The sequence below is a fragment of the Pseudobacteroides sp. genome (genome assembly GCF_036567765.1).
GTDB lineage: Bacteria > Bacillota > Clostridia > Acetivibrionales > DSM-2933 > Pseudobacteroides.
The window spans coordinates 1-12,778 of sequence record NZ_DATCTU010000063.1 but is presented as its reverse complement, the minus strand read 5'-3'; the positions used below and the strand labels follow the sequence as shown (position 1 = coordinate 12,778).

The window sequence follows — 12,778 nt, the reverse complement described above, 5'->3', positions numbered from 1 at the left end:
TCAATAGCTTCTCTGACTATTTGCTCTATAAATTCTTTTTCATAAACTTTTTTTCCCAATTATGTAACCCCTCCTGACAATTTCTATTTTACTTGTTTATTCCGAAACTGTCCAAGGTGATTAGGGGGCTTAAGAGGTATGAATTAAATAGGAAAGAGAAGCAACATATCTGGTTATAAGTGCTTTCTTAATAATGGCTTCCATTAATGGCATTCCAGTGCTATTCACTTTTTGTCTCAACATTAGAATATGGAGCTGCTTCATTAAATTTAGTTTCTAATTCTTCGGAAACAGTAGGTTTAGCCGTGTACAAATCTAATTTATTAAGTGGAAATTTCATTTTTTGTTATAATATAAAAGCATAGCTTCGGCATAGCCAATGGAACCGGCATTTCGTTCCTTGGCTGTAAGGCCGATTTCCTTGGTTGAGTATTTTCCAAGCTTTTCCTTGAAAATATCATCTTTCAGGGTATCTCCGAAAGTTACTACTAAATGAGCTACACCTTTTAGCATGTTGGCAGACAGTGAGGTGCTGTCACCTTCCCATGCTCCCACACATAGGGAATTCTATTAAAAATTTAAAGAAACTTCTGTTTATTACATTAAAGTTCTTAAACGTTCAAACGGTTCTAAAATCGTTGGTAGCTTGTTCAAATAATGAAATTCTACTAAATCATAATACTTACTATGTTCTTCATCAAGTTCATTAGTATTATTGGATGTATCCCAATTGTCCTTGTTTTCAGCAATTTTCTTATAAAGATTAACCCATGTTTCCATTGTGCTTTCAACAGCGGATAATAATTGGTTGTCAGAAAATTCTGTCTTTTCATTAAAATGATTATATGCTTCTATTAAATTGCGAATGAATTTTTTTGCACGAAATCTTTTAGGTAAATGTTTCTTTAGTCGAAAGTCGTTTTCTGAGAATTGTTTCTTTTCGCCAAGCCCCATTAATGCAAATGCTATGTATGAAGAAAACATGATGATAAACAACATGTGCTCCTTTGACTTAATGCAATTCGAGTTATCTAAATTTAAAATTTTAATATTATCGTCATGTGTAAAAATTGAAATTAATCTAGTTGAAGCAAAATCATCAGCATTCCACTCCATGGATTGATAGGTTATAGAATCAATGGTATTAGTTGAAAATTCTTCATATGTGTTATTAGTCATTCTGGCAGAATTTAAATTTTTGGCTTTCATAATATAAAGTAAGTGACCATTATATATGTGACCATATTCATGAAGAATGAAAACAGACAGTGAAAGTTTTAGCATTAAGTCTAAATAGAAGACTGCTCTTGATTCATTAAAGTATGATTCAGCAGAAATTGATCGATAGAAACCTGGATTTTCTTTGTAAAATACAGTTTTATAAAAAGCCTCAAGTTCTCTAAAATATGAAAGAGTTATTTTTACTGTGATATCGCCCATCTCAGTTTCAATTGCTTCAGCATTTATTTTATCTGAATAGTCAAGTTCAATTTTTGCACTGATAGTTTGGTTTTTATATTCGGCTAAATCACTGTTTATAATGCTTTCATAATTTTTACTTAATGTAACTAATATGTTCTCTATGTTATCAAGATCAATATAGTTTTCTAAAATTCTCATTGTTGAGCCTCCCTTAATATACGCTCTTTAAAAGGTAGTTCTCTATTCTAAACTACAAAATCCCTTCAAATCCACAATCTAAAGTTTCGGTAATAACTTATGATTCTTTTATTGAAAAGTTAACTTGTTTCAATTTATTAGCTATGGTCTGATTTGTCTTATCAGACTTTCTGCCGAGATCAACAGTCTCCACATTCTTTATTGTAGGATTCGGTGCTTTCTCTATTTTTGGTTTCGTAAAATTTTACCTTATGAGTTAAATAATACACCCATTAGTGAGTGTTTTCAATAAAAAACTATGTCACAACAGTGTAGGATCAATATTATGTCAGGTTGAATTGTATTTATTAGTTAAATATAGCAGATTTTTTATCTTTTAATGTACCATAACTTAAGTGTAAAATAAAAGTAAATTTGCAATAAGGGTTGAGGTTATGTCTAAAATGAGAGATGGTTATTCTGAAGTAAAAGATTTTTATCAAATTGATGGTAATATTCTCAAGTCAGCAGAAAATGAACTGATTTGGTTAAAGAGATCTTTTGATGAGGCGGTTACAGATACAAAGGTAAAGTTATATTAGTGAAAACAGAGAATTTCAAATATTAAATATTGGGAGGAAGAACAATGTCCAAACATCGAATCTATACAATGAGCTTTGCAAGTGTATATCCCCTATTAGTTTCAAAGGCAGAGAAAAAAGGACGTACTAAATCAGAAGTTGATGAAATCATTTGTTGGTTGACTGGATATACTCAGGAAGAGATGGAAGAACAATTAAAAAAACAAATAGACTATGAGACATTTTTTAAGGATGCTCCATTCCTAAACCCATCAAGGACCCTAATAAAGGGGGTTGTTTGCGGTGTCAGGGTGGAAGATATAGAAGAGCCGACAATGCAGGAAATTCGGTATTTGGACAAGCTGATTGATGAATTGGCAAAAGGCAAATCTATGGAAAAAATACTTCGTAAAAAATAATTATACTTGATACCTGACAGCTTACTGATATAAGTAACGATAGTGCATTGATAGAGCACAAATAGACTAATATAAAAGATTCAGATGATTTTGGATTAGTCCTCCATTTGTATGCAGACACCGTCAAAAATTATGACTTAACAAATGTCGAACTAATCCACTTGTCTGTCTTGTACTTCGCTTCAGTAAATCCAAAAAAGGCATTTATTCGGAACTGAGTAGAATTTTATAGTTGTGGATTATGGAACAATTTCAAAAACAGTACCTTGGTTTAAATCAGTCACATTCATGGAGCCATAAACCCCTAAATATAGTCTGGTTTGATCAAGATTTGTTCCCAGACTAACATAAAAAGCAGACTGAGACCCAAAATTATAACTGGTTTCGATAACATTAAAATCATTTAGTTTACAATCTGTTCTTGCTCTGGTATAAACTAAAGTCCCTCTAACCGGAGGTTGAGATTCTTCTGGAGAAAAATCGGTAAAAATAACGCTTCCCTTTAAATCGGGGATACTATTTCCCATATATGGCTGGACTCCTGTAAGTGCAGATCCTTCAAACTTATCGGGCCGAGGATCTTCATGAAAATAACTGGTTAAGGGCTGAAGACGCCGTACTGATGTTTTTACTGCTTCATCGTAATAAGCAAATGTTTTCTCATCCAGGGCTGGATTTGCAGAGCAGTCCCTTATAATAGTAGTAGGAAAAGCACCTTCCCACCCACGCCAGCCAAAGTTTACAAATCCTTCTAGGTCAGGTTCGGAATTCATTAAAGAAGCTTGAACAAGCTGAGTAACCGGTATTGGTTTATAATGATCGAATGAAAAAATCGACTCTACCAGGTCCTGCCCTACGTTTCCCACATATTTGATATACTGATTATAAAACCTCTGAAATGAGATACCAGTTATATTGCGTACCCCTTTTGCAATTACCGTAAGTGTTGCCTGAATAGGTACGGGAAGTTCATTAAAACGTGTGACTACGGGTGGGTTATAGATAAATGTATTCTTAGTAACATCAATTTCAATTATCTTACCGGCGATTTCCATATTATTCTGACTTAAGTTAAATGGATCATAGCCTGATCCGCCATCTCCGGTTGTTAAAACAAGTTTTCCTGTTTCAGGTGAGAAGTTTAAGCTATTGACCCCATTATGATTAAAAAATGGCCTTCTTAAATTAAGCAATGTCCGCCGTTTTTGAGGTTGGCCATTCGGTTGTAAAATCCATTCTTCAACGGTATCAATATGATCATATTGAATTTCTCTATTTATCCACTTTTGGTTTAAGGTTCTGGGGTCGCACGGATTAGGTTTAAAAAATTCAGGAAGACCTTGTCTTGAAACTTCTGAACTAGGAAGAGCACCTGGACCTTGTGTGCCAGCTAATGAATAGTGGAGATAAAACAGACCGTTATAATAAAATTTGGGATGAAACGCCAGACCTAGCAATCCTCGTTCATCATATCCGCCATCAGAAACACCTAGTTTTATGATTCTCGAGCGAATATCTAAAAAAGTCCTTATTACCCCATTTCCTAAGTAAAAGATCTCTCCTACCTGGGTTGCAATAAATAGTCTTTCAATTGGGTCGCCCGGAAGTATAGTTGTTTTTAGGACAGTGGGTAAATTTATCTTGCTAACAATGGGTCGTAAACCGACTTTGATTTTTTTCAACTAACATTACACTCCTTTATACTGTTTTCCTTTATCAGAATATGATTGAACTGCTCTATTAGTACCAAGTTTAAGCCGAGGAACGAGGGCTTATCCTAGAGGATGCTGACATTGCGATTGCCCTGTTCATACCTCAGGACGGTACTTTTACATCAAACATAATCTGCACAATTTAGGTAAACAAAACGTATAATATGGAAGTATAGCTACTAGATACGAGAGGAGGGATTTAAGTTGAAAGAGATGGAAATAGCAAGGTTTATCAGCATAGGAAGCTTATTAACATCACTAACTGTATTGCTTCAGTCAGCACCTGTGCTTTTACCGGTAGTTGGGCTGGCCTTAAGCCCATTAAGTACCCTGCCAATTGCACTAGCTGCTGTTTTTAATATTTCTCTCGGTATTACTGTATTGTTTTCTTCCGCATTAATTCTTATTATGGTGAGCGTGCAAGAAGCAATAATTCTTCTTTTCACTACAGGAATACTTGGTACCGTTATAGGAACATTGCTTTATAGGAAAGGGATAGTAGTATCTATATTATCTTCTGCTATAATATTATCGATCGGAATAATTATATTAACATATATAGTAGGTGTTCCAGCGTTTGGGGATTTAACAGGTACTTTATCATTCCCGTTCGCTTTAATAACTTTTTTCATGTTTTCACTTATTTATGTAAGCATATGGAATATATGCTTTAGAAAATTCGCGAATTACCTTATCAAAATTGGATTAATAAAATAGCCCTGTACGTTGTATTTAATTCTTAATTTGTTTATCCGATAGCTCAATAAAAATCAATGATATTACCAACATCATTAAGTTAATCCTTCCTTATTATGTTAAGGTATTTTAAGCTATTAAAATATCTTTTGCAAAATACCCATAAAATCAAAACTTGATTACTTACTACAAAACATATAAAATATTCTAACAAAGAAATACGAATTGAGTGAATAAAATGCAATATGGGGGGGCAATAGTGGAAAATAAATATTGTGGGAAATGTGGTGAATCAAATAAACCAAGATCAGTTGTTTGCTCAGCTTGTGGTGAAGTGCTTGGAAACGCAGAGGTTGGAATGAAGACTTCAGATTATGGTAATAAAATGAACAACTTCGGAGTTATACTGATTGTATTTATAATCCTATTTTTAGTTTTTGGGATTTATGAGTCTATTACCTTAAAAGACAGTTTGAGCAAGGTAAGTTTGGGTGCTGAAGAGTATCTGTATACAATAAAAGATAATAAAAAAATAACTATAAAGAATGGTACGGTATGGGCACAAACAGTTATAAATGACGTAAACGGTAATATTAAAAAATTATCGTTAGTTTTTCAAAAGCAAATAAAATTCTATCAGCTTTACAATGTGGTATATAGAGCAATTATATTAACTCTCATGCCGTTTTTGCTAATTTTGTTCTTTCTTAAGAAAAAAATATTTAAGATTTGTATAATTATATTTAGTTGTATAACTGTCTCATTGGTATTTATTAATGGCGTGATTACAAATATGATACAAATAATCAAGTATATATATGATGCTCAAGGAATGAATATTAGTGGGGACTTACTTTGGTATTGCATTGCTACATTTATCATTATAATGTATTTCCAAAAGTCTGAGAAGGTATATTACATCTTTACAAAATAGGTTTTAATGCAAAAATTGGTTTTGCGTAAAGGTTTAAATTCTGACTCAAGATGTCACCCCCTATAAAAGGGTGTCTTACCTTTTTGCGAATTTATTGGATTTTGTATGACCGTGTAGTATAGAAGAGTATAAAAAAGACAAGAATTGATTGATGAAATACTATCGTGTAAAGCTATTTATCAATGTTCGGGGAGCAGATAATGGCAAATGTCTGTTCCTCACGAAGGGAAGGGATAAGAAGTGAATATAAAGAACGAACAGACACCGTCCGGATCAATGGACCCCGGGCCTTTCTACCACGGCACAAAAGCTGACCTGAAGCCGGGAGACTTGCTGGTACCTGGCTATAGCTCTAACTATGGTGCGAGAAAGAAGGCCAACTACGTTTACCTGACCGCAACATTGGATGCGGCCAAGTGGGGAGCGGAACTGGCAGTGGGCGACGGACCCGGTCGAATCTATCTTGTAGAGCCCACAGGTCCTATTGAGGATGACCCCAATTTGACGGACAAGAAGTTTCCAGGGAACCCAACAAGATCCTACCGAACTCAACACCCACTGCGAGTGGTAGGAGAGGTTTTGGATTGGGAGGGACACTCTCCAGAGGACCTACAGAAAATGCGGGATCAACTTGATAAGCTTAAACAGCTCGGCATCGAGGCAATTAATGATTGATTATTTGATAAACAGGGGCCGCAAATCAAATAGTAATCTTTAAATCAAAGAGAATATACTATTTCAGTTATAGATACCGAACTGTAAAGTTATATATTAGTTCGCTGGGATAGCCCTTATTTGGCGATTCAGCTCAATATGCATAACTAGTTGCAGTTCGCTATCTATAGACATGTGCTGGCAACTTTATTTTTTATACTGAGGCCGGGATACTTCATGTTAAAATGATCAGGAGGTGATGTTATGGACAGTTATACAAAGGAAGAATTGGAAGAAGCACTCAGGGCTATAACTTCGACGATCAGTAAGTGTGAGAAAGTACTGCCAAAACTGAAACCGGGCACTTCTCAGCACACGCTCCTTACACGCAGGATTAAAGCACTTCGTATATCGTCGGCATTGATAACAAAGGCAATAGATGAATAGATAAATTCAACATATTTGTTTGACAAATGATGCAAAGGATTATATAAGATTAAGTAAATATTAGATATATTTCTTTTAAACGATCATGAGCTATTCTGGCTGTATGTCGTTTCTTCTTAGTTTGTCGAATTTTTTAATCTCTAACATGGTAATACCTCTTTCAAAAAAATTTCATCTGACTACAGTAAAAAATATTGGAAAATAATAGTTTTGTGATATTATGCTCTTATAAATTAAAACTTAATGAAGCCCTGTTGGACTTTGTATGACTAGCAGGGCTGGATAAAATCAAGAATTCTACGGCAGTATCCGGAAATTGGACTGTACTGAAGGCTCCGGCGACTCCATTGAACAGTTCTGCCCCGTAAAAATTTGCATGGCACCGGCCTGGTTTTCTAATATTGAGATAAAATTTATAATGCTTTCGTTTTTATCAAAGTGGAAGTTACTAGTTGGTGTGCTGGGCAAATAGTAATATGGGTACACTTTTTGAATATTATATGTATTGGGCTAGTTATTCATTTGTGCGTTAAGGTAATATGGACATGGATACCTAATATACATGTTGCTAAATCCTTTCATAAACTTTATACTGTTATTTTTTCTTCCCACCAGCCGAAGGCCACTCGGGTCTGTACCTGCTCTTTACCTGGAGATAAAAAGAATAAAGCGAAGGAACTCCCGGGAGGAATTATATACATACCTTGAAAGTCATGTTTTGTAAGTGTTTCGTTCGGCTCCACCCTTCTCACAAATGTATACGTCCCGCCAGTCGGTGTTTTTGATACCATACTTGCATTTTGAATTTTAACCTTGGGTATGGGTGATGGAGCTATGGATTGGTTCCCGGCAGCAAAATATCCGGATACTTTTGCTTTTCCAGGAAGTACGCTGATTAACCAGCCTTCTGCAGTTAATGGTGTACTTGCAAAGTTAGAAATGGTATAAGCATTCAAAAACATATTTACATTTGAGTCTTCTGGGTTGATTAGTGCTCCCCAGCCATTATAAGAATCCCCGAAGGTAATCATATCTGTTTGACCTAGAAAGTATTCACCCAGATATGAATGATAAACAGCATCTGACAGTACTATTACCTCTTTGGGCTGCTTTTCTTTTTTTATGAATGCCAAGTTCATAGCTTCTCCTCCCACCAGGTCAATACGATTGTTCCAGTGATGTCTTGCTGTCCCTGTGATTTCAGAAGTATTGAAAATGAGCCTCCGGGTGCTATAATAATTGAGCCTTTGTGGGAGTCACTTACTAGGGTGGAATTCGGGGCTACAATTCTACCGAAAATATTCACACCTTTTGTCAGCGGTGCTGCCACATAATCAGCATATTCCATTATGGCTTTTGGCCGTGGAGGTGGAGAAATAGCCTGATTTGATGGAGTAACAGTGGAGGAGATTGTGGATTTCTTTGGCGGCTTGGCGTTCAGCCAAATTTCCCCGATAAAGCTTTGAGATGAAAAGTTTGTAATAGTAAAAATGTCAAAGTAGAGATTAACTCCTGAATTATTTGGATTTATTATACCGCCCCAGGCACCATATTTATTACCAAAATTGAGTGTCCCTGTTTGACCGATAAAATATCTTCCCAATATGGAATTCATTGCGGGATTGGTAATATCTACTACCTCAACGGGCTGTTTCAGCTTTTTTTCGAACATATTATTTCCTCCTGATTGTGCCATCTATATAGAATATGTTCTTTTATGGTTTTGTGTTAACTTCGACTTTCCAGCCCAAAAAATTTAGAGTCTTCAGGTCCAGCAGTATCTGCTGTGCGTAGTTTCCTAAAATCAATCAATTACTTTGCCTAAACATTGGTTAATACCTGGAATATCTTTTAATCGCTACGATAATAATGATTATAAATCCAGCTATTTTTAACATAGTAAACCAATTGGGTTCACTGGAGGTGTTTCCAGGTGATGTCGTACTCCTAATATCTTCTGGCACGTAGGAATCATTGTATTCTGTTGTAACCTTAATAAATTTGTCTGGAATAATTTCATTTCCAAAAATATTGTATTTCATCATACTATCAAACACTTCATCTGTTATTTCAAGCCTGCCTTCAAACACAATTCCACTAAATTTATATCTTCTAGGCATAAACCTTGACATATAATTTTCCAGTTCGGTTAACAAGATAATCTTTTTGCCGTTATATTCACTTACCAACACTATCAAATCATCTGTTTGATATTTTGAATAGTCATTGTCGAAGCTTCTGAAAGTCAGTTTTGATATTCCATCTTCTTCGTATATAATACGGACTGCAAGGCCTGGAGATATGGAATTTTTGTAATCAATCCTTGATTCATTTCCATAAGTAGATAATAAATCTGGATTTGTTATATCCATGTAAATGTCTTCTGGTTTTGAAGTAGGCATTGGCGTATTTGACTCATAAAGAAAACTAAAGCTATCCTTATAGCTGTTTTTATCAATATTTTTTAGATAGGTAGTAAATTGTATGAAAATTATGGCAAAAACTACAGCCGCCACTAACAGTATCTTAAATTTTCCGCTTTCAATGAATCTCCTTTTGGAAGAGCTGTATCCATTTTTATTAGCGACATTACTTATAAATAATTTAGTTTCATTGTTTATCTGCTCAAGCTTGCTTCTTAGCTCCTTGTCTCTGCGATTCTTTTTAATTTCCCACAAAATCCCGTCTCGTATTTTCTTGTTTATTTCAAAGATAGCGGTTCTTATCAAGTCGCATTTTGGGTCTAGTTGAAGGGCTTTTAGCAGAAGTTTTTTAGCTTCTTCCAACCTGTTAGCCTTAGTGTAGCACTTTGCCACGAATTCAAGCTGATCTACATTCAATGCCTCCAAATCTTGCAACTTTTGGCACTCATCAAGGGCTTCACTGTACCTTTCCTTTCTAAATAAAATACGTGAAGAGTAAAATATGATGATATCATCTGACTTAAATTTTAAACAACGTTTAAACAATTCCTCCGCTGCATCAAGATTTCCCACATAAAAATGATGCATGCCCTGCAATTTCCAAAGCTCAGGATCATCAGAATATATTTCTTCAGCTTGTCTTAATGATATATATGCATTGTTAAAATCTCTGTTATTCATATCATCAAAGGCTGATTCTCTGAGCTCAAGATATTTTTCAAGATCAATATTGCTTACACCTACAAAATGAGAATAATGCAGATATTGTTTCTCGTTGACCCTTCTTTTAATATATTTTATAAATGTCTTTGGAAAAAAACGATCAAGGCCTTCAAGGCTTTTACTCCAGTCGAAATGGGCGTCCAGCAGCCGCCATATTTTATTGGGCAGACAATGGTGTGATGATAAGAACGATATCATCTTTATGCTCAGCTGCTCCTGATTTTTTAAGTTCCACATCAAATCGCAATCCAGCAAAGCCTCCCATTTTTTTTCATCTATTCTGGATGAAAAGTTGTTGTATATATTTGCTGCATCCTCTATAAATCCATCGTTTGCATACTCTAATGCAATAACATTTGTTGTGAAATCATTTCTAAATTTACTCTTAGGGGAAGATATATGATCGTCTATTGAATTTTGCATATCCTGATCACAAGTATATTCAGTATCAAAGCCATTTTTATGAGTTAATAGGGGAGCATCATTACTTCTATCTATATTACTGTCTTTATTGCAATTATTAATAGTTTGGATCGCATCAGTAACACTTTCTTTGGATTTTCTGTTCATTTTAGCATATTTAATTGCACTGTCAAAGGCCTCGCGAAGCTTTTGATAGCTCTCAGGGTTGTCCTCAGGATGACAGGTCTTTAGTTTGGTAGCATATGCTTTTTTTATTGTACTGATATCATCAGTAGGCTCAATGCTCAAAATATTCCAAATATTCATCGAATTTAAAACCTCATTTCAATCTCATCCAGCTTTTTTTTAAGTATTACAGCCGCTTTCCTAACCTCAATCTCATTCTGGCGGGACATAATGCTTTCAAATTCCATTAAAATTCTTGAGATGTACTCTCTCATTTCACCTAAAGATTCTTCATACAACCTCTCACCTCTAGCTATAAGAAGCTTGTTTTCTGTTCTTTCCCTGGGGTGAATCTTTATATCTTTCAATTGATTAAGCCGCGTCTCAATCTCTTCAGGTGTCATACTACCTGGGCTTTTTTCAATAACAATTCTGTTTTTTAATCCCGTTTTATGGGTCAATACCTCCACTTCCAAGATACCGTTTATATCATATGTATATCTGACATCGACAAGTTGTTTGGCAGTTTTCTCAGGGGTTAGTTTTATATTCAATTCGCCGATTTTTATGTTTTCTTCCACTCTTCTGCTTTCTCCCTGGTATACTTCCAAACGTATCTCTGATTGATTATCATAAAGTGTGGACAAGGTCTCTACCTTACTTACAGGTATAGGTGTATTCCTTTCTATTATCGGAAGGAAATAACCGCTCTCATATTTTCCGTTTCCCATATCTTGCGAAATATTGGTGCCTAGTGTATAAGGACAAACATCTGTTAAAATAACTTCATTGAGTGCCTGATCTCTTTCTTTTAACGCAACCTGTATAGCAGCTCCCAATGCTACAGCTTCATCAGGATTTATACTGGAATTGGGAAGCCTGCCAAACATCTTTGATACGACTGACCTGACAACATGCATTCTGGTGGCACCCCCTATCAGAATCACCGAATCAAGATCCTCAGGCATTAGCTCTGCATCTCGCAATGCACGTTCAATGGGATGGCGGAGACGAACTAGAAGCGGATGGACCAGCTTTTCGTATTCTCCCCGGTCTATAATTAATTCATAGGTTTTATCATTTAAAGTAAAGGCCATCTTACCCTGGTTTCCGTTACTCAGATTGCATTTACATTGCTCCGCCTGCTTGGTTATGTACGATCTAGCCTTATGATCCAGTGAATCCAAGCTAAGGGAATTATGTTCAACGAAATGTGCAGCCAGAGCATCTGTAAAATCTTCTCCCCCCAGAAAATTATCCCCTGCAATTGATTTAACCTGCATTACACCTTCAAACATCTCAAGAATGGATACATCAAAGGTGCCTCCCCCCAGATCGAAAACAAGAAAACTTGTGTCCGACTCTTTCTGGTGTAGCCCATATGATATTGCAGCAGCAGTAGGTTCGCTGATAAGCCGTTCCACCTTGAGACCCGCCAGCTCCGCTGAACGCTTGGTTGCTTTTCTCTGAGCATCATTAAAATAAGCAGGAACACTTATTACAGCTTCAGGCACTTCACTGCCGAAAAAGGCCTCCGCATCAGCTTTCAAAGAGCGTACCACAAAGGAGGATAAGTCTTCAGGCGTAAATGAGTATTTACCAAGATGAAATACTTTTTCCGTCCCCATAAATCGTTTAAAGGAAGATGCAGTAAGATGAGGATGAGTGATTTTACGTTCTTTTGCTATCTGTCCCACATATATTTCTCCATTTTCATCAACACTGACTACTGATGGAGTAAGATTAGATCCCAGTATATTCGGGATCAACTTTGGGCCCTCATCAGTCCAGTATGCCACAAGGCTATTTGTAGTTCCAAGGTCTATACCAATTGTCGGCAATGTTAACACCTCTTCTTATATCTCAGTATGCTCTCGGAAACTCCGAGGGCTTTATTTATCTGACTTTTGAGAGTTGAATTTTCTTTTTCACCCCCACAGATCAGTTAAAATTTTATTAAAATTTCCAGCTATAATTTCCACAATTATACTAATGTGGTATT

The 12,778-nt window shown here is 35.7% G+C and carries 13 protein-coding genes; 6 read left to right on the top strand and 7 right to left on the bottom strand.

Annotation, left to right across the window (positions count from 1 at the left end):
• Nucleotides 1–336: 336 nt before the first annotated feature.
• Together VIO64_RS09820 and VIO64_RS09815 are read right to left on the bottom strand one after the other, a co-directional pair.
• Nucleotides 337–555 carry a hypothetical protein gene (locus VIO64_RS09820; protein ID WP_331917628.1) on the bottom strand — a complete coding sequence of 73 codons (219 nt, stop codon included), beginning with the start codon at nucleotides 553–555 and terminating at the stop codon, nucleotides 337–339.
• Nucleotides 556–597: 42 nt separating this feature from the next.
• Nucleotides 598–1,620 (bottom strand): hypothetical protein, encoded by a 1,023-nt coding sequence (locus VIO64_RS09815; RefSeq protein WP_331917626.1) that lies wholly within the window; start codon nucleotides 1,618–1,620, stop codon nucleotides 598–600.
• Between the two features lie 434 nt (nucleotides 1,621–2,054).
• Between VIO64_RS09815 and VIO64_RS09810 the strand changes: the two genes are divergently transcribed.
• Both VIO64_RS09810 and VIO64_RS09805 read left to right on the top strand, forming a co-directional pair.
• Nucleotides 2,055–2,201, top strand: a complete 147-nt coding sequence (locus tag VIO64_RS09810) for a hypothetical protein (RefSeq protein WP_331917624.1) — start codon at nucleotides 2,055–2,057, stop codon at nucleotides 2,199–2,201.
• Nucleotides 2,202–2,245: 44 nt separating this feature from the next.
• Nucleotides 2,246–2,599 carry a DUF2200 domain-containing protein gene (locus VIO64_RS09805; RefSeq protein ID WP_331917622.1) on the top strand — a complete coding sequence of 118 codons (354 nt, stop codon included), beginning with the start codon at nucleotides 2,246–2,248 and terminating at the stop codon, nucleotides 2,597–2,599.
• A gap of 239 nt (nucleotides 2,600–2,838) precedes the next feature.
• Here the strand turns inward: VIO64_RS09805 and VIO64_RS09800 are convergent, their stop codons facing one another.
• Nucleotides 2,839–4,281, bottom strand: a complete 1,443-nt coding sequence (locus VIO64_RS09800) for a glucose dehydrogenase (RefSeq protein ID WP_331917620.1) — start codon at nucleotides 4,279–4,281, stop codon at nucleotides 2,839–2,841.
• Between the two features lie 243 nt (nucleotides 4,282–4,524).
• Between VIO64_RS09800 and VIO64_RS09795 the strand changes: the two genes are divergently transcribed.
• From VIO64_RS09795 to VIO64_RS09780, 4 genes are all read left to right on the top strand, one after another.
• Entirely contained in the window at nucleotides 4,525–5,028 is a 504-nt protein-coding gene (locus VIO64_RS09795) for a hypothetical protein (RefSeq protein WP_331917632.1), read from the top strand.
• 238 nt (nucleotides 5,029–5,266) lie between these two features.
• Nucleotides 5,267–5,941, top strand: coding sequence for a zinc ribbon domain-containing protein (locus VIO64_RS09790; protein WP_331917618.1), 675 nt, complete (start codon nucleotides 5,267–5,269; stop codon nucleotides 5,939–5,941).
• A gap of 276 nt (nucleotides 5,942–6,217) precedes the next feature.
• Nucleotides 6,218–6,616 (top strand): NAD(+)--rifampin ADP-ribosyltransferase, encoded by a 399-nt coding sequence (arr, locus tag VIO64_RS09785; RefSeq protein ID WP_331917630.1) that lies wholly within the window; start codon nucleotides 6,218–6,220, stop codon nucleotides 6,614–6,616.
• Nucleotides 6,617–6,859: 243 nt separating this feature from the next.
• Nucleotides 6,860–7,042, top strand: a complete 183-nt coding sequence (locus VIO64_RS09780) for a hypothetical protein (RefSeq protein ID WP_331917616.1) — start codon at nucleotides 6,860–6,862, stop codon at nucleotides 7,040–7,042.
• A 587-nt stretch (nucleotides 7,043–7,629) separates the two neighbouring features.
• Here the strand turns inward: VIO64_RS09780 and VIO64_RS09775 are convergent.
• The 4 genes from VIO64_RS09775 to VIO64_RS09760 all read right to left on the bottom strand — a co-directional run bounded on the left by VIO64_RS09775 (nucleotide 7,630) and on the right by VIO64_RS09760 (nucleotide 12,617).
• Nucleotides 7,630–8,181 (bottom strand): DUF6143 family protein, encoded by a 552-nt coding sequence (locus tag VIO64_RS09775; RefSeq protein WP_331917614.1) that lies wholly within the window; start codon nucleotides 8,179–8,181, stop codon nucleotides 7,630–7,632.
• Entirely contained in the window at nucleotides 8,178–8,714 is a 537-nt protein-coding gene (locus tag VIO64_RS09770; protein WP_331917612.1) for a DUF6143 family protein, read from the bottom strand. The genes VIO64_RS09775 and VIO64_RS09770 overlap by 4 nt, the downstream gene beginning before the upstream one ends.
• A gap of 160 nt (nucleotides 8,715–8,874) precedes the next feature.
• A complete protein-coding gene (locus VIO64_RS09765) occupies nucleotides 8,875–10,917 on the bottom strand; it encodes a hypothetical protein (protein ID WP_331917610.1) in 2,043 nt (680 codons plus the stop codon).
• A 5-nt stretch (nucleotides 10,918–10,922) separates the two neighbouring features.
• Nucleotides 10,923–12,617 carry a molecular chaperone HscC gene (locus VIO64_RS09760; RefSeq protein WP_331917608.1) on the bottom strand — a complete coding sequence of 565 codons (1,695 nt, stop codon included), beginning with the start codon at nucleotides 12,615–12,617 and terminating at the stop codon, nucleotides 10,923–10,925.
• Nucleotides 12,618–12,778 lie beyond the last annotated feature (161 nt).

What these genes read in the sequence shown, in the direction of transcription:
- VIO64_RS09770 (WP_331917612.1), bottom strand. Translation starts at nt 8,714, where the DNA reads ATGTTCGAAAAAAAGCTGAAACAGCCCGTTGAGGTAGTAGATATTACC.
- VIO64_RS09815 (WP_331917626.1), bottom strand. Translation starts at nt 1,620, where the DNA reads ATGAGAATTTTAGAAAACTATATTGATCTTGATAACATAGAGAACATA.
- arr (WP_331917630.1), top strand. Translation starts at nt 6,218, where the DNA reads ATGGACCCCGGGCCTTTCTACCACGGCACAAAAGCTGACCTGAAGCCG.
- VIO64_RS09795 (WP_331917632.1), top strand. Translation starts at nt 4,525, where the DNA reads ATGGAAATAGCAAGGTTTATCAGCATAGGAAGCTTATTAACATCACTA.
- VIO64_RS09775 (WP_331917614.1), bottom strand. Translation starts at nt 8,181, where the DNA reads ATGAACTTGGCATTCATAAAAAAAGAAAAGCAGCCCAAAGAGGTAATA.
- VIO64_RS09765 (WP_331917610.1), bottom strand. Translation starts at nt 10,917, where the DNA reads ATGAATATTTGGAATATTTTGAGCATTGAGCCTACTGATGATATCAGT.
- VIO64_RS09805 (WP_331917622.1), top strand. Translation starts at nt 2,246, where the DNA reads ATGTCCAAACATCGAATCTATACAATGAGCTTTGCAAGTGTATATCCC.
- VIO64_RS09810 (WP_331917624.1), top strand. Translation starts at nt 2,055, where the DNA reads ATGTCTAAAATGAGAGATGGTTATTCTGAAGTAAAAGATTTTTATCAA.
- VIO64_RS09780 (WP_331917616.1), top strand. Translation starts at nt 6,860, where the DNA reads ATGGACAGTTATACAAAGGAAGAATTGGAAGAAGCACTCAGGGCTATA.